The 16,100-nt window shown below is 70.9% G+C and carries 16 protein-coding genes and 1 tRNA gene; 10 read left to right on the top strand and 7 right to left on the bottom strand.

From position 1 onward, the window contains the following. Nucleotides 1-135: 135 nt before the first annotated feature. The 3 genes from N2041_RS13660 to N2041_RS13650 all read left to right on the top strand — a co-directional run bounded on the left by N2041_RS13660 (nt 136) and on the right by N2041_RS13650 (nt 2,525). Entirely contained in the window at nt 136-759 is a 624-nt protein-coding gene (locus N2041_RS13660) for a histidine phosphatase family protein (RefSeq protein WP_297679132.1), read from the top strand. Next, nucleotides 756-1,538, top strand: coding sequence for a rhomboid family intramembrane serine protease (locus N2041_RS13655; RefSeq protein WP_297679131.1), 783 nt, complete (start codon nt 756-758; stop codon nt 1,536-1,538). The genes N2041_RS13660 and N2041_RS13655 overlap by 4 nt, the downstream gene beginning before the upstream one ends. Before the next feature lie 216 nt (nt 1,539-1,754). Then, nucleotides 1,755-2,525 (top strand): CAP domain-containing protein, encoded by a 771-nt coding sequence (locus tag N2041_RS13650; RefSeq protein WP_297679130.1) that lies wholly within the window; start codon nt 1,755-1,757, stop codon nt 2,523-2,525. A gap of 402 nt (nt 2,526-2,927) precedes the next feature. On the opposite strand, the gene N2041_RS13645 is transcribed toward N2041_RS13650, so the two are convergent. Continuing rightward, nucleotides 2,928-3,755 carry an SDR family NAD(P)-dependent oxidoreductase gene (locus N2041_RS13645; protein ID WP_297679129.1) on the bottom strand — a complete coding sequence of 276 codons (828 nt, stop codon included), beginning with the start codon at nt 3,753-3,755 and terminating at the stop codon, nt 2,928-2,930. A gap of 78 nt (nt 3,756-3,833) precedes the next feature. On the opposite strand from N2041_RS13645, the gene N2041_RS13640 reads away from it, so the two are divergent. Beyond that, complete coding sequence (locus tag N2041_RS13640; RefSeq protein WP_297679128.1) at nt 3,834-4,271, top strand: DUF488 family protein; 438 nt, start codon at nt 3,834-3,836, stop codon at nt 4,269-4,271. A gap of 21 nt (nt 4,272-4,292) precedes the next feature. Here the strand turns inward: N2041_RS13640 and N2041_RS13635 are convergent, their stop codons facing one another. Continuing rightward, nucleotides 4,293-5,123, bottom strand: a complete 831-nt coding sequence (locus N2041_RS13635; protein WP_297679127.1) for an enoyl-CoA hydratase-related protein — start codon at nt 5,121-5,123, stop codon at nt 4,293-4,295. Between the two features lie 97 nt (nt 5,124-5,220). Between N2041_RS13635 and N2041_RS13630 the strand changes: the two genes are divergently transcribed. Both N2041_RS13630 and N2041_RS13625 read left to right on the top strand, forming a co-directional pair. Continuing rightward, nucleotides 5,221-5,565, top strand: coding sequence for a helix-turn-helix transcriptional regulator (locus N2041_RS13630; RefSeq protein ID WP_297679126.1), 345 nt, complete (start codon nt 5,221-5,223; stop codon nt 5,563-5,565). Further along, nucleotides 5,562-6,902 carry an MBL fold metallo-hydrolase gene (locus N2041_RS13625; RefSeq protein WP_297679125.1) on the top strand — a complete coding sequence of 447 codons (1,341 nt, stop codon included), beginning with the start codon at nt 5,562-5,564 and terminating at the stop codon, nt 6,900-6,902. Before N2041_RS13630 ends, N2041_RS13625 begins: the two co-directional genes overlap by 4 nt. Before the next feature lie 9 nt (nt 6,903-6,911). Here N2041_RS13625 and N2041_RS13620 read toward each other — a convergent pair whose 3' ends face one another. Continuing rightward, entirely contained in the window at nt 6,912-7,724 is an 813-nt protein-coding gene (locus N2041_RS13620; RefSeq protein ID WP_297679124.1) for a helix-turn-helix domain-containing protein, read from the bottom strand. Between the two features lie 107 nt (nt 7,725-7,831). On the opposite strand from N2041_RS13620, the gene N2041_RS13615 reads away from it, so the two are divergent. Further along, nucleotides 7,832-8,140, top strand: coding sequence for an abscisic acid-deficient protein Aba4 family protein (locus N2041_RS13615; RefSeq protein ID WP_297679123.1), 309 nt, complete (start codon nt 7,832-7,834; stop codon nt 8,138-8,140). On the opposite strand, the gene N2041_RS13610 is transcribed toward N2041_RS13615, so the two are convergent. Continuing rightward, the gene (locus N2041_RS13610) at nt 8,137-9,225 is read right to left on the bottom strand and encodes a hypothetical protein (protein ID WP_297679122.1); all 1,089 of its coding nucleotides are present in this window, start codon (nt 9,223-9,225) and stop codon (nt 8,137-8,139) included. The genes N2041_RS13615 and N2041_RS13610 overlap by 4 nt on opposite strands. A 117-nt stretch (nt 9,226-9,342) precedes the next feature. Between N2041_RS13610 and N2041_RS13605 the strand changes: the two genes are divergently transcribed. From N2041_RS13605 to N2041_RS13595, 3 genes are all read left to right on the top strand, one after another. Then, on the top strand, nt 9,343-10,614 hold the full coding sequence (locus N2041_RS13605) for a glutamate-5-semialdehyde dehydrogenase (RefSeq protein WP_297679121.1): 1,272 nt from the start codon (nt 9,343-9,345) through the stop codon (nt 10,612-10,614). Then, entirely contained in the window at nt 10,611-10,928 is a 318-nt protein-coding gene (locus N2041_RS13600; RefSeq protein ID WP_270055428.1) for a hypothetical protein, read from the top strand. Before N2041_RS13605 ends, N2041_RS13600 begins: the two co-directional genes overlap by 4 nt. Before the next feature lie 131 nt (nt 10,929-11,059). Next, nucleotides 11,060-11,147: transfer RNA gene (locus N2041_RS13595), tRNA-Ser, on the top strand. Between the two features lie 94 nt (nt 11,148-11,241). On the opposite strand, the gene N2041_RS13590 is transcribed toward N2041_RS13595, so the two are convergent. The 3 genes from N2041_RS13590 to N2041_RS13580 form a co-directional block, all read right to left on the bottom strand. Continuing rightward, on the bottom strand, nt 11,242-12,390 hold the full coding sequence (locus N2041_RS13590) for a site-specific integrase (protein ID WP_297679120.1): 1,149 nt from the start codon (nt 12,388-12,390) through the stop codon (nt 11,242-11,244). A gap of 75 nt (nt 12,391-12,465) precedes the next feature. Beyond that, nucleotides 12,466-15,621, bottom strand: coding sequence for a type I restriction endonuclease subunit R (locus N2041_RS13585; RefSeq protein ID WP_297679119.1), 3,156 nt, complete (start codon nt 15,619-15,621; stop codon nt 12,466-12,468). A 19-nt stretch (nt 15,622-15,640) separates the two neighbouring features. Then, nucleotides 15,641-16,100 (bottom strand): DUF4276 family protein (locus tag N2041_RS13580; RefSeq protein WP_297679118.1); only part of this gene is annotated, 460 nt, incomplete at its 5' end.

The raw sequence follows: 16,100 nt of genomic DNA, 5'->3' as shown, positions 1-16,100 counted from the left end.
AGCCGCCGGCAGGCGGCGAGCCACCCCGCGCCGCGGGCGGCTGAGCCCGCGGCATCCCGCGGGGGCGGCGGGGGCGGGCGGGGCCCGCCCCGCCCGGTTCCCCTGTGCCGCGGCGGCGCTCTACCCTGTAGGGCCATGGCACGGCCGACGCGCATCCTGCTCGCCCGGCACGGGCAAACCGTCGCGAACGTCGAGGAGCGCTTCTGCGGGCACAGCGAGACGCGGCTGACGCCGCTCGGCGAAGCCCAGGCCCGCGCGCTCGGCGCCCGGCTCGCGCGCCTCGGCATCGATGCCTGCTACACGTCGGACCTTTCGCGGGCGGTCGAAACGGCCCGGCTGGCGCTCGGCGAGCGGGCCATCGCGACCGTCCAGCGGGCAGACCTCCGCGAGCGGCACTACGGCGCGTGGGAGCTGGAGCGCGAGGCCGACGTCCGCCGGCGCGACCCGGTCCGCTTCGCGCAGATGGAAGCCGAAGACCCGGCCTGGCAGCCGCCGGGCGGCGAAACGACCGCCGGCGTGCGGGCGCGGACGTTCGCCGCACTGCAGGACATCGCCGCCGCGCACGCCGGCGAGACGGTGCTCGTCGTCGGGCACGGTACGGCGCTCAACTGCATGCTTTCGATGGTGCTCGGAATGCCGGAAACCCACGTCTTCCGGTTCGACGTCCGGCACTGCGCCCTGTTCGAGGTCGAAGCGCACGGCGGGCGGCTGACGGTGGTGCGGATGAACGATTCCGCCCACCTGGATGGGCTCGCGTGATCCCGGTCGGCGACAGCACGCGCCGGCATTCGACGCCCTGGGTGACCTACGCCATCCTGCTCGCGAACGTCGCCGTCTTCGTCGCGATGCTGGGGATGGACGCGACGGTGCCGCGGGCGACGAGCGCGGCGACGCAGCGGTTCGCCGAGCAGACGGCGGGGGTGTGCTACGGCTTCCGCGCTCCGCCGAACGACCTGAACGAGTTCATCTGCCGGTGGGGGTTCCAGCCGAAGGAGTTCTTCGACACGCTGCGGGGGCAATCCGGGCTCACCGGCGCGGCCCGCTGGGAAGCGCTCTTCGCGATCGTCACGGCGCTGTTCATCCATGGCGGCTGGCTGCACATCCTCGGCAACATGCTGTTCCTGTGGGTATTCGCGGACAACATCGAGGACCGGCTGGGGCATGCGGGATTCCTCGTCTTCTACCTCGCCTCGGGCATCGCGGCGTCGCTGGCGCAGGGGCTGATGGACCCGTCGAGCGTGGTGCCGGTGGTGGGCGCGAGCGGCGCGGTCGCGGGCGTGCTGGGGGCCTACCTCATCTGGTTCCCGCGGTCGACGGTGCACGTCGTCATCCCGTTCTTCATCCTCATCTTCATCCCGCTGCCGGTGCCGGCGTTCCTGATGATCGGGCTGTGGTTCCTGCAGAACCTGTTCGCGGGCTACGCCACGATCGTCGATACGGCCTCGACGGGCGGGGGCGTCGCGTGGTTCGCGCACATCGGCGGGTTCCTGTTCGGCGCGCTGGTCGCGATGACGGGCGTCGGCCGGCGGCGGCGCTAGCCCGTTATTTGCAGAAACGGGCGGAACTGAGAATAGTGAGGGCGGCTATTTGCAGGAGTGCAAACAGCGGAGGAGGCGGCATGCGGCGGCGCACCTGTAAATTGTTGGTAAAGCGTTAGAGCGGCGGCGCGGCGAGGGTTCCGCGTTCGCGGGGCGGGCGCTAGGGTGGAGGCGACACCGCGATGGCGCCGGCTTCCCCGCCGGCCGGGGGTGAGGATGCGACGACTCCTGTTCGCGGCGGCCGGGCCGCTGCTGCTCGCCGGGGCGGTGCTGAGCTGGAGCCTCGGCGGCGGTTCGACCCCGGCGCACGCGCTGACGAACTGCTCGACCTCGACGCAGGCGCTCGATGCGGCGGAGCAGGAGCTGCTGCGGCTCATCAACGAGTTCCGGGCGCAGAACGGCGTCGCGCCGCTGAAGCCCTCGCCGAACCTCTCGCGGGCGGCGGCGTGGATGTCCGAAGACATGGCCGCGAAAGGGTACTTCGACCATACGGACAGCCTCGGCCGGAGCCCGTTCCAGCGCGTGCGGGATTGCGGCTATGCGAGCTCGGGCGCGGGCGAAAACCTCGCCATCGCGGGCAGCGCGCAGCAGGCGTTCAACCTCTTCGTGAATTCGCCCTACGGCCACCGCGAGAACATGCTGCGGGCGATGTGGGTGGTCGCCGGGATCGGGCGCGCCGGCGGCTACTGGTCGGTCGTGTTCGGCAATGTCGACGACTCGGGGCAGGCGTGGGATACGCAGCCGCCGCCGCAGCCGTCCCCCACGCCGACGCCGACCCGGCCGCCGGCGAGCCCGCCGCCGGCGAGCCCGTCGCCGCCGCCATCGGGGGGCTCGCCGACCCTTCCGCCGGGCTCGGGCGGGCCGCAGGCGACGCCGACGATGGCGCCGACGGCAACCCCGACGGCGGTCGGGGGCGGAGCGCAGCCGTCGTCGAACCCGTTCCTGCCGCGGCGGGCGATTGCGCCGAACGTGACAGCGGAGGGGTAGGGGAGGCAGCGGCTGGCGCCGCCGCGGGATGGCTCGCCGCCGGCCGGCGGCATCGCCGCGGGATGCCGGCGCTCCGCGCCGGCGCGGGAGGCGGGAGACGGGAGACGGGAACCGGGAGCCGGGAGGAAGGGTGACCTCCAACCTCCAACCTCCAACCTCCAACCGTAGTCGCGGGCCTCCGTGCCCGCGGAGGGCCGGGAGGCCCACCCGGGCGCTCGCATCCTCCCGGTTCCCACTTCCCGGCTCCCGCCTCCCGGAACACCCGTTGGGCGCATGGCGCCCCGCGGGGACGGAGCCCCGCAGCGACGGTTGGAGGCCGGAGGTTACCCTTCCTCCCGCTTCCCCGTTCCCGGTTCCCCCTTCCCGCTTCCCGCTTCCCGCCTCCCGCTTCCCGGTTCCCCGCTAGCGGAGCGTGATGCCGCCGTCGACGGAGATGGCCTGGCCGGTGATGTTGCGGGCCGCCGGGCTGGCGAGGAAGGCGGCGAGTTCGCCGATATCCTCGGGCGTCTGTTCGCGGCCGAGGGGTACGCCGTTCTTCACGACTTCGAGGAAGACCTCGCGCGGGGTCTTGCCGGCGAACTGGGGCACGGTGCGCTGCATCATCGTCGCCATGCCCTCCCAGGCGCGGGTCCAGAGGAAGCCGGGACAGATGGCGTTCACGCGGATATCGAACGGGGCGTATTCGAGCGCGCAGCTCTTGGTGAGCGAAATGACGCCCGCCTTGGCGGCGGCGTAGGCGGGGAGCGTGGGCGCCGCCTGGAGCCCGGCGATGCTGGCGATGTTGACGATGGCGCCGCCGCCGCGCTGCTTCAGGTAGGGGAGGGCGGCCTTCGTGCCGAGGAAGGTGCTGCGGAGGTTCTGGGCGAGCTGCTCGTCCCACGCTTCGGGCGGCATGTTCTCGACCCGGCCGCCGGCGGCGGGCACCGAGCCGATCGCCGCGAGGTCGATAGGGCCGCGGCCGGCGCCGGCGTTGTTGACCATGATGTCGAGCCCGCCGAACTCGTCGGCGACACGGCGGACGGCGGACTGCAGGTCGGGCTCGACGATGACGTCGCAGGCGAGGCCGAGGCCGGGGGTCGGGAGAGCAGCGGCGGTGGCGGCGGCCTGTTCGCCGTCGAGGTCGAGGATGGCGACGCGGGCGCCCTGGCGGGCCATGACGGCGGCGATGCCGGCGCCGATGCCGCGGGCGCCGCCGGTGACGATGGCGGTCTTCCCTTCGAGGGGCAGCATGGGAGGTTCCTTTCGCAGGAGGCAAAGAATTTGGCGGGGGAACTGTAGCAGAGGGCGGGGGAGTACACTCCCGCTGCCATGCGCGTCGCCACCATCGGGTTCACGAAGAAGTCGGCGCGGGAGTTCTTCGGGCTGCTGCAGGCGAGCGGCGCGCAGCGGCTCGTCGATGTCCGGCTGCACAACGTTTCGCAGCTGGCCGGGTTCGCCAAGCGGGACGACCTCGCCTACTTCCTCGAGGCGATCTGCGGGATGGCGTACGCCGAAGAGCCGCTGCTCGCGCCGACGCCGGAGCTGCTGGACGGCTACCGGAAGGGGAAGCGCGGCTGGGCATGGTACGAACGCGAGTACCTCGCGCTGCTCGCGGCGCGGCGCGTGGAGGAGCGGGTGCCGCGGGAGCTCATCGACGGCGCGGTGCTGCTCTGCAGCGAGGCGACGCCGGAGCGCTGCCACCGGCGGCTCGCGGCCGAGTACTTCGCCCGGCAGTGGGGCGGGCTGGAGGTCATCCACCTCGTGTGAGCGCCGCGGGGGCGCTTCCCGTCAGCGGCCGGCGAAGCGGGGCTCGCGCTTTTCGAGGAAGGCGGCGACGGCCTCGCGCGAATCGGCGGAGAAGCCGGCGATGCGCATGTGGAGCGCCTCCTGGTCGAGCAGCTGTTCGAGCGTGGCGGTCTCGGCGAAGGCGAGGTTCTCCTTCATCCGGGCGTAGGCGGCGGTCGGGCCTGCCGCCAGCCGGGCGCAGAAGACGAGCCCTTCGGTCAGCAGCTCGTCGTGGGGGATGACGCGGTTGGCGATGCGGAGCTCGAGCGCGCGGGCGGCATCGATGATGTCGGCCGTGAAGTAGAGCTCCCGGGCGATGCCGGCGCCGCAGAGCCGCTGAAGGAAGTAGGAGCCGCCGAAATCGCCCGGGAGGCCGACGTTGCGGAAGGCGGCCCCGAAGCGGGCGCGGTCGGAGGCGAGCCGGATATCGCACGCGAGCGCGATGCTGAAGCCGGCGCCGACGGCCGGGCCGTTGACGAGCGCGACGACGGGCTTCGGCATCCGGTGGATGCGGAGCGTGATCGCGCGGTGGCGGTCGCGCAGCTCGGCGACGAGCCGGTCGAGCTCGGCGATGACGGCGCCGGGACCCTCGCTCGCGGCGGCGGCCGCCATGCGGTCGTTCCGCTCCTGCATGCCGCGGATGTCGCCCCCGGCGCAGAACGCGCGGCCGGCGCCGGTGATGGCGACGCAGCGGACGGCGGGGTCGGCTTCGCAGTCGGCGAGCGCCTCGGCGAGGCGGGGCACGAGGTCGCCCCCCATCGCGTTCAGCGTCTCGGGCCGGTTGAGGGTGACGAGGGCGACGCCGTCGCGGCGTTCGAGCAGGACATCGGACACGGCAGCACTCCGGGGGTGGGGGTTGGGCGATCGTGGAGGAGTGCGGGCGCGGCCGCAATGCTTGCATTCATGAGTACATGGTTATAGAGTAACGGTCATGCGCGACCTGCCGGACCCGCTGCTCGACGAAGCTGCGACGCGCTTCCGCCTGCTGGGCGATGCGACGCGGCTGCGCATCCTCCGCTTCCTCGCGCAAGAGGGCGAAGCGCCCGTCGGCGAAATCGCGGCGGCGGCGGGCTGTTCGCAGGCGAACGTCAGCAAGCACCTCCGGCTCCTCCACGACGCGCGCATCGTGCGCCGCCGGGCGGAGGGGACGATGGCCTACTACCGGGTCATCGACCCGAGCGTGGCCGAGCTGTGCGGCATCGTCTGCGGCGGCATCCGGCGACAGGTTGCGCGTGAAGCTGCGCTGATGGGCGTGACCCCGGGAGGGCAAGCATGAAAACGATCCAGTTCGTGGCCGAGGCGCTCGGCGACGCGTCGTACCTCGTGGTGTCGGGGCGGGAGGCTGCCGTCATCGACCCGCAGCGGGACATCCGGCCGTTCGTGAAGGCGGCGCGGGAGCACGGGGCGGAGATCCGGTACGTCGTGGAGACGCACGTCCACAACGACTACGTCTCGGGCGGCCGGGAGCTGGCGGCCCTCGGCGCGGAGGTCGTCGCCCCGGCTGCCGGCAGGCTCGAATTCCCCCACCGGCCGGTCGCCGACGGCGACGTCATCGCGGTGGGCGATGCGAAGCTGCTGGTGACGGCCGCGCCGGGCCACACCTACGAGCACCTCGCCTACCTCGGCGTCACGCCTTCGGGCGAGGTGCGGGGCGCCTTCACCGGCGGCGCGCTGCTCATGGCGGCAGCCGGGCGGACGGACCTGCTGGGGCCGGACCACACCGAAGAGCTCACCCGCCTCCAGTGGGAGACGGCGCAGAAGCTGCGCCGGCTGGTGCCGGCCAGCGCCGATGTGCTGCCCACCCACGGCGCGGGCTCCTTCTGCAGCGCAACGGGCACCGACCTCGGCCGCTGCGGGCCGATGGCGGCCGAGCTGCTGCGGAACCCGGCGCTCGCTTCGAAGAGCTATGAGGAGTTCCGGGCGCTCCACCTGGCGACGGAGATGCCGATCCCGGGCTACTACAAGTACATGGCCCCGATCAACCGGAAGGGGCCGAAGGTGTACGGCGAGCCGCCCCGGCCGCGGCCGCTGAGCGAGGCGGTGCTGCTCGGCCTCGGCGGCGACACCTGGGTCATCGACGTCCGCCGCCGCGAAGACTACGCGGCCGGCCACCTGCCGGGGTCGCTCGAGATCGAAGAGAGCACCTCGATGCTCGCCTACGTCGGCTGGCTCATCCCCTTCGACGCGCCGATCGCGCTCGTGACCTATGACCGGCTGCAGGCAGAGCGGGTGACGGTCGACCTCTTCCGCATCGGCTACGAGCACGTGGTCGGGTATGCGCCGGCGGCCGAGCTGCCGCTGAGCGCCCGGACCGAGACCGTGAGCGCTGAGGAAATCGCGGAGGCGCTCCGGAGCGGCCGGGTGCCGGTGCTCGACGTGCGCTACGCGCAGGAGCTGCGCGACGAGCCGGTGCCGGGCGCGCGGCCGCTGCCGTTCGATGTGCTGCCGGAGTGGGCGAAGGAGATCGACGGCCCGGTGCTGGTGAGCTGCGCCAGCGGCCAGCGGGCCGCGATGGCCGCCAGCTACCTCGAGCGCCGGGGCGTCGCCGCGCGGCCGTTCATCGCGGGCGGCGCGGCCGACGTGCGCCGGGCGCTCGGCGCGGCCGCGCGCTGAGGGACGGCCTCACTCCGCGCCGAGGCCCGCAAGCGCGGCCGCCGTCGCCCGGTTCGCCGGGTAGAACGTTTCGAACCGGACGCGCTCGAGGAGCGCGTCCTGCGGCGTTCCGAAGGTCGATACGACGGTCACGAACGACAGCTCGCGCCCCTCGACCCGCAGCACGACGGGGAGGACCGGGACGACCGGGGGGCCGGCGGCGGCGACCGCCGGCGGCAGCCAGCCGCAGCGCTCGATCTCGGCGAGGACGTCCCCGGGGCCGGTCTCGAAGGCCGCGGCAGCGTCGGCGCGCGCCCGCTGCCAGTTGGCGGCAGCGATCTCCGTCCAGTTGACGATGTGGGGTCTGAGGCCCGCCGGGTCGAAGAAAGCGCGGAGCAGGTTGAGCGGCCCGAGGCCGGGTTGCCGCGGGAGGAGGCGGCGGGCGAGCGCGGCGAACGGCCCATTGGCGGCGAGCACGTTCCACGCCGGGTCGACGGCCGCGGCCGGGTTCGGTTCGGCTCCGCGAAGGACCAGCTCGACGGCCTCCGAGACGAAGGCAGCTGACGCCGCGCCGGCGCGCCGCGACGGCGAGCGCGGGGCGTACCCGGCCGCGAGGAGCAGTTCATCGACCGCGCCGAGGGGGAGGTCGAGGGCTTCCGCGAGGCGGAGGACGGTGGCCGGACCCGGCCGGGCGCGGCCGGTCTCGAGGTAGCTGAGGTGGCGCTGCGAGACGCCGGCCGCGAGCGCCAGCTCGAGCTGGGAGCAGCGCTTCCGGAGCCGCCACGAGCGGAGCGCCGCGCCGAACGCGGCGGCGCCGGCCGGGGTGCCCGGGAGAGCGGCCATGGAGGCATCATCAGCGCAGCGGGAGCCGTGTCAATGACCTGCCGCGTCATCGTGCCGGCGCACGGCGCGGGCGACGATGGGCGCATCTCCACCCGGGAGGCAGCGCGATGGCCCCGCGCCTCGTATCGTGGCTGGCTGCCGCGGCCGCAGCGGCATTCGGCGTCTTCACCGCGGCAGTCCTCGTGCAGGTCGGACTCCGCGGGATCTTCGAGCCGGCGCTGAGCGAATGGGGGCCGGCGCAGGTCTTCGCCGACCTCGTGATCATGGCGCTCATCACCATCGGCTGGATGGTGCGGGACGCCCGGGAGCGCGGCATCGCCGCCTGGCCGTTCGTGCTCCTCACCTTGGCGACCGGTTCGTTCGGGCCGCTCGCCTACCTCATCGCGCGGGGCCGCCGCGGCAGCGCAGCGCGCTAGCCGGTGAAGCGGTAGCGCAGGATGGCGCCGACGCCGCCGTGGGCGCGCAGGCCGGCATGCTCGCGGACGACTTCGACGCGGGCGCCGGTGCGGGCGGCCAGCTGCGTCAGCTCGTCGCGCGCCTCGGCCGGCTCGAACGCATCATCGATGACCACGACGTCCGCGGCGCCGGCTTCGAGCGCGGCGCGGGTGCGCTCCAGCCCCCCGACGCCGAGGTCGCCTTCTTCGATTTCGCCGACGAGGATGTCGGCCGTCTCCTGCGACTGGTCGTCTTCGGTCTGCAGCAGGAACTCTTCGACGACCCGGCGGACGTGCTCGGCGCCGGCGCGGATGTCGATGTGGAACCGCCCCTCGGCGACGCGGGCGGTGAGCTGGTGCGGCAGCGCCTGCTGGAGGAGGTGGAGCGCGGTTTCGTCGCCGGCGATGACGAGCCGGGTCGCGCCTTCGCGGTCGCAGAGCTGCTCGATGAGCTTCGCCGCCTCTTCGGCGAACTCGCGCCGGTGCTGCTCGACGTGGCGGCGGAAGCGGTGCTCGTTCATGCCGGAGGTGGAGCGCATCTGGTAGTTGTAGGGGTCCTCGTCCTTCCCCGGGACTTCGCGGATCCGTTCGCCGCGGACGACGAAGAGGCGGAGCGTGTTCGTATCGGCGACAGCGACGACGGCGGTTTCGTACTCATCGAGGAACCGCGCGAGCTGGTAGAGGCGCGGGTAGCGGTCGTAGACGACCTGGTTTTCGAAGGCGGCCGGGGCGGCGATGCGTTCGAAGAGGCCGGCGGCCGAGCAGGCGAAGATGGCGACGCCCTCAGCGGCAGGGTCGACCTCCGCGAGCGCGGCGTGGACGCGGTCGGCATCGGCGCGGAAGGATTCGAGCGCGGGGCCGCGGACGCCGAGGCTGGCCTCGATTTCGCGGAGGCGGTCCTTCAGGTGGATTTCGCCGGAGCGGACGCCGGGGCGCTCGCCCGTGGCCTGGGGCCGCCAGTCGAGGTAGACGGAGAGGATGCCGGTGCCGGGCGGCGCCTCCCAGCGGGCGACGCGGCGGAGGGTTTCGGCGAGTTGGGTTTCGAACGACGGCGCTTCGTTGGTCATGCCTCCAGTGTATGCCGCCGCGGGCCGTGTGCGCCGGGGCGGATGGCGCACGCGGGCGGGAACGATCGGCCGCAGGGGCTGCGGGAACGCTTCCCCGGGGCTGCTACACTGTCGGCCATGACTTCGACAGTTTCACTTCTGCGGGAACGGGCGACGGCCGCGCGGCAGGCCTCCCGGGTGCTGGCGCGGATTTCGACGGCCGAGAAGAACGCCGCGCTCGAGCGGATCGCGGCCCTCCTCGAACAGGAGCAGGAGGCCGTGCTGGCCGCGAACGCGAAGGACCTCGCGGCCGCGAAGGAGGCGAACCTCGAGGATGCGTTCGTCGAGCGCCTGACGCTCACGCCGGAGCGGCTGCGGGGCATCGCCGCCGATACGCGGGGCGTGATGCAGCTGCCGGACCCGGTGGGCGAGGTGTTCGATTCGCGCACGCTGCCGAACGGCCTCTGGATCGGCCGGCGGCGGGTGCCCCTCGGCGTGGTGGCGTGCATCTACGAATCGCGGCCGAACGTGACCATCGACATCGCCGCGCTCGCGCTGAAGAGCGGGAACGCCGCCATCCTCCGCGGCGGCAAGGAGGCGCGCCACTCGAACGCGGCCCTCGGCGAACTGATCCAGCGGGCGCTCGCCGGCTCCGCCGTGCCCGCCGATGCGGTGCAGGTCATCAGCGACCCGGACCGGGCGCACGTCGATGAGCTGCTCGAGATGAACGACCTCGTCGACGTCATCGTGCCGCGCGGCGGGTCGCAGCTCATCGATTACGTGCGGCGGAAGGCGACGATGCCGGTCATCGCCCACGGCGACGCCGTCGTCCAAATTTATGTCGATGAGTTCGCGGACCTCGACCTCGCCGAGACGGTGGTGAACAACGCGAAAACGCGGCGGTACAGCATCTGCAACGCCGTCGATACGCTGCTGGTGCACCGGGCGATCGCCGCGCCGTTCCTGCAGCGGATGGCGGCGCGCTGGGCAGGCAAGGTGACGTTCATCGCGGACGAGCGGGCCTACCCGCTGCTCGAAGCGGCCGGCGCGCCGGTCGAGCGGGCGACGGAGCAGACGTGGCGCACGGAGCACCTCGCGCTGCGCGTCGGCGTGCGCATCGTCGATACGATGGAGGAGGCGACGGACCACATCGAGCGGTACGGCAGCCACCACAGCGACGCGATCCTGACGGAGAACTACACCCGCGCGCTCGAATTCCTCGACGTCGTGGATTCGGCGGCGGTCTACGTGAACGCGAGCACGCAGTTCACCGACGGCGCGCAGTTCGGCCTCGGCGCGGAGGTCGGCATTTCGACCCAAAAGATGCACGCCCGGGGGCCGATGGGCCTCCGGGAGCTGACGAGCTACAAATGGACCATCATCGGCAGAGGGCAGGTGCGACCGCTGTGATTACGTTCGAACGCGAATGCCGGACTCCGCACTCGGAGTCGTACACCATCTTCGAAGACGGCAGCATCGTCGGGCGGGTCGACCTGCACTACCAGGGCACGAACGTCTACGCGACGCTCTGCACGACGGCCGATGCGAACGAGGATCGCATCCAGCAGCTCATCGACGCGACGGATGAGCAGCTGGTGATGACGGCGGACCCGTACCGGGAGGACTTCGTGGTCACGGTGTGGCGGGGCTCGCCGGCCGGCGTGTACAGCGACAACGAGCTGGACGACGACGAAGACGACGAGGACACGTTCCGGCTGAACTGAGGGGGCGGCGCCGGGGGCTGGAGGCGCGCCGGGGCGGCGGGGAGGCGGCAGGCGCGCGCCCCGGGCCGGCAGCCGGCGGCAGTGACAGCAGCAGATACCTCGAAGCCGCAGGGCTTGGTAGACTTGGCGGTGGAGAGGTGTCCGAGTGGTTTATGGTGCCGCTCTCGAAAAGCGGTGTGGGGCAACCCACCGGGAGTTCGAATCTCCCCCTCTCCGCCAGGAAACCGAATCTGGACTGGACGTAATGTCCAGTCCTTTTTCATGCCAAATGTTCAGCCTGGTCAACATTTGGCTACCGTTTGGCTACGGACGATCACGCGCCCGGCTGCGGACGCGCTGCCCGCGCGATGGCAGCCCCGAGCTGTTCGGCCGCTTCGCGGAGGTCCCGGAGCCCGGGTGAGCCGGCGTAAACGTCCAGCGTAAACGAGGCCCGGGCGTGCCCCAGCATCTCGGCCAGCACCCGGGGCGGGACCCCCGCGGCAGCCATCAGTGTCGCCGCCGTGTGACGCAGGTCGTGCAGGCGCGCCTCGACACCCGTCCGTTTTGCGAATCCGGCCCACCACGTGCTCAGCGCCCACGGCGAAACCGGGCCGCTCGCCCGCGCCAGGACCCACTCCGCGCCCCTCCAGGCCGGGCCGCTGGCCAGCCGCTCCTCGAGCTGGCGTTTCCGCCACGCCGCCAGCTCTTCGTGCAGCGCCGGGTGGATGGGGATGACCCGGTTCCCGGAGGCCGTCTTCGGCGAACCGACGATTTCACCCTTCGCCGTCCGCAGGCGAGCCCGCCGGACCGCGATGGTGCCGGCGCTCAGGTCCACGTCGTCCCACTGCAGCCCGAGCGCCTCGCCCCGCCGCATCCCCGTGGAGAGAAAGAGCATCCCTGCCGCACGGTAGACGGCCGGCTCGTCCTCCAGGGCTGCGACGACGGCGCCGACCTCCTCGGGGCGCAGCGGCCCGACCTTCCGGGCCGGCCGGGGCTGGGGGAGTTCGGCATAGGCCGCCGGGTTCCGCGCGATGACCTGGAGCCTGCACGCGTCCTCGAGGGCCTTATGCAGGACCTGGTGGTATTTCCGGATGGTGAGCGGCGCGATGCCCTGGGCCAGCCAGCGCCCGTACAGGCTTTGCACCTGCATGGGCCGGAGCGCCTGCAGCTGGAACCGCCCGAGTGCCGGGATCAGGTGGAGACGGACGACCTCCTCGTAGCGCTCGAGCGTCGTCGGCCGGAGCTGCGGCGCGCGCTGGGCGAGCCACTGGCGGAGCCACTCGGCGACGGTGATGCGGCTCGGGTCGACGGCGAGGCCGGTTTCGTGCTCGTGGATGAGCCGGGCGAGCCTGGCCTCCGCGTCCCGCTTCGTGCCGTGGAACGTTTCGGAGCGGCGCCGCCGGCGCCCGGTCAGCGGGTCGCGGTCGAGCTCGATCGAGATGCGCCAGGTGAGGTTGCCGCGCCGCTGGATGCTGCCGCGCATGGTGGGCCTCCGCCGGGTGGGTGAGTGGGTGCGGCCTCTATGATGCCGCGGCGAAGGCGCCAGGTGGTGACGCGGTCAGGCCGCAGTGGCCCACTCGCCCGACAGAACTTCCGCCTGTTCCAGCACGGTGTCCGTCGCCCTTGCCTGCTTGTCGGGCGGGTAGCCGTACTTGCGCAGGACGCGTTTCACGTGCACTCGGAGTTGCGCCCGCACGTTTTCGCGCTGCGTCCAGTCGATGGTGACGTTCTCGCGCACGGTTCGGACCAATTCGCGAGCGATAGCGCGCAGTGTCTCGTCCCCCAGCACCTTGACGGCACTGTCGTTGGTCTCCAGCGCATCGTAAAAGGCGAGTTCCTCGTCGCTCAGCCCCAACGCCTCGCCGCGTGCATCTGCCTCGCGCATGTCGCGGGCGAGGGCAATGAGCTCCTCGATGACCTGCGCCGCCTCGATCGCCCGATTTTGATAGCGCCGGATGCTCTGCTCCAGCATCTCGGCAAACGAACGAGCCTGGACGACGTTCTTGCGCCGCCGGGTCGCTATCTCACCCTTCAAGAGCTTCCGCAGAAGCTCGACCGCGAGGTTCTTCTGCGGCATGCCCCGAACCTCGGCGAGAAATTCCTCGGAAAGGATCGAAATGTCCGGTTTTGCAAGGCCGGCGGCGGAAAACATGTCAACCACGCCTTCAGGCGCGACGGCCCGAGATACGATTTCCCGAATGGCCTGGTCAAGCTCCGCTTCTGGCCGCGCTTCACCGGGTGCGCGTTTGGTGAGCGCCGCCTGTACGGCCTGGAAGAAGGATACGTCATCACGGATACGAAGCGCCTCGTCGTGCGGCACCGCCAGGGCGAACGCCTGCGACAGCTCCCGAACGGCGCGAATCAAGCGCACCTTGCCGTTTTCCTGCGCCAGGACGTGCTCTTGGGCAGCGGGCAGCAGGCTCAGCCGCTGACCCGGTGTGCCGGATACCCACGCCGACCAATCGAACCCGTGGAACAGGTCGCGGCACACCTCGTATTTCTCGAGCATGACGTTCACGGCTTCCTGCCTGTCGAATGCCGCCTGGCCGGTGCCGCCGCTCTCGGTGTAGGTCGCGAGCGCAGCCTTGAGCTCGTGAGCCAGGCCGATGTAGTCCACCACCAGCCCGCCCGGCTTGTCGCGAAAGACGCGGTTCACCCGCGTGATCGCCTGCATCAGGCCATGACCGCGCATCGGCTTGTCGATGTACATCGTGTGCAGCGGCGGCGCATCGAACCCGGTGAGCCACATGTCGCGCACGATGACGAGCTTGAATGGGTCCTGGGGATCGCGGAAGCGGTTTGCGAGTGCCTCGCGGCGCGGCTTGTTCCGGATGTGCGGCTGCCAGTCCAGCGGGTCCGAAGCGGAACCGGTCATCACGACTTTGACCACGCCGCCGGTGTCGTCGTCGTCGTGCCAACTGGGGCGCAGCTTGACGATCTCCCCGTACAGCTCGACACAGATCCGACGGCTCATGCAGACGACCATCGCCTTGCCTTCGAGCGCCTCCAGCCGCTTCTCGAAATGCTCGACGATGTCCTGCGCCACGAGCTTGAGGCGCTTCTCCGCACCGACGATCGCTTCCAGCTGGGCCCATTTCGTCTTCAGCTTCTCCTTGCGCTCGACCTCCTCCCCCTCGGTGACTTCCTCGAAGTCTTCGTCGATCTGCGGCTTGAGTTCGGCAGGCAGGTCGAGCCGTGCGAGCCGGCTCTCGTAGTAAATCGGAACCGTCGCACCATCTTCGATCGCTCGTTGGATGTCGTAGATGCTGATGTAGTCGCCAAAGACGGCGCGCGTGCTCTTATCCGAGAGCTCGATCGGCGTCCCGGTGAAGCCGATGAACGAGGCGTGCGGCAGCGCGTCGCGCATGTGCCGCGCGAAGCCGTCGATGAAGTCGTACTGGCTGCGGTGCGCTTCATCGGCGATGACGACGATATTGCGGCGGTCGGAGAGGGTCGGGTGGCGGTCGCCCCTCGCCTCGGGGAAGAACTTGTGGATGGTGGTGAACACCACGCCGCCAGACTGCACCGAGAGCAATCGCCGCAGGTCAGCGCGGCTTTGCGCCTGCACCGGTGGCTGGCGCAAAAGGTCCTGGCAGCGTGAGAAGGTAGCGAAGAGCTGGTCGTCGAGGTCGTTGCGGTCAGTAAGGACAACGATGGTCGGGTTCTCCATCGCGGGCTCCCTGATGACCCGGCCCGCGTAGAAGGCCATCGTGAGGCTCTTGCCTGAACCTTGCGTGTGCCAGATAACCCCGATGCGCCGATCGCCCGGCCGGCCGCCAGGCTTGCGGCCCGCCTCGTAGCGGCCGACCTCTTCCGCGGCGCGGTGCGCCCGCGCCAGCTCCGCCGCGCGCAGCGTTTCCTCCACCGCCACCAGCACGGCGTGGAACTGGTGGTAGCCCGCCATCTTCTTGACCAGGCGCCCGCTGCCGTCGTCCTCAAAGACGATGAAATCCCGCACCAGGTCCAGGAAGCGCCGCCTGTCGAACAGCCCCTCGATGACCACCTGCAGCCCGGGCATGCGGCTGTCGGCCAGCCGCTCGCCCTCGATCGTGCGCCAGGGCTTGAACCACTCGCGCCCCGCGCCAACCACGCCGACCCGCGCCTCGACGCCGTCGGAGACGACGAGCACGCCATTGGTGGCGAAGAGCGATGGGACTTCGGCCTGGTACGTTTGGAGCTGCTGCCAGGCCGTCCAGATGGTCGCCTCCTCGTCGATCGCGTTTTTCAGCTCGATTACTACGAGCGGCAGCCCATTGACGAAGAGCACCACATCCGGCCGCCGTTCGTGCTTGTTCTCCACTACCGTGAACTGGTTCACGGCAAGCCAGTCGTTGTTCGCCGGGTCGTCGAAGTCGATGACCCGCGCCTGCCCGCCGCGGACGGCGCCATCCGCGGTGCGATATTCGACGGTGACCCCATCGACAAGCATCCGGTGCAGCGCGCAGTTGCGCTGGAGGAGATCCGCTCCCTCGGGTCGGGTAAGCTTGCGGAAGGCATCCTCCAGCGCCTCGGCGGGCAACGTGGGATTGAGCCGCGCCAGCGCATCGCGCAGGCGCGGCGCCAGCAGCACCTCCTCATAGCTGGCTCGCTCCGCCGCCGATGCGCCCGGCGCGATGTCCGGGCCGCGCACAATCTGCCAGCCGATGGCTTCCAGCCAGGCCAGGGCGGCCTGCTCGACGACGGATTCGGTGAACGGAAGGCTCACGCGGTCCATCTTCGCTTACTCGAGCATGTCAAGAGAACGCCTCGGCAATGGCGTTCCAAAAGGTTCTGAAACTCCGCGAGGAGCTTCGCGTCGGATTGACGTGCGTCCCGATCTCACGAGCCGCCTCAATTTTTGAGAGCCCACCCTTGAAATATCCGCACCTCCGCATCTCGCGTTCGAACGCTTCCCAAGTACCACCGCGGACCCCGTCCGGGTCACGGAAAGGCTGCCGGGACGGTACGTTGGCCGGCACTCGCGGGTATGCCGAGCACACCGCCGCCCAGTCGCCGAAGTACCAGGCCTCGAGTTCCTCGATGGCGATGCGGTTGACGAGCCGCCATGGCGAGCCCTCTGACCGTGTTCGTGTCGTCAGTCCAGCGCGCCAAGCAACTTCTTCTAAGTGGCCCTTGAGGGCCATGCAATCGTCTTGGTCAAGGTCCACCAGGACCACCAGGCGCCAGTCGTCCGGCAGCCATGCGGCATAGCCG

This window comes from Tepidiforma sp., assembly GCF_026419595.1.
Classification (GTDB): domain Bacteria; phylum Chloroflexota; class Dehalococcoidia; order Tepidiformales; family Tepidiformaceae; genus Tepidiforma.
Note: the sequence above shows the minus strand (reverse complement) of the source record. Positions and strands in the feature narration are given on the sequence as shown.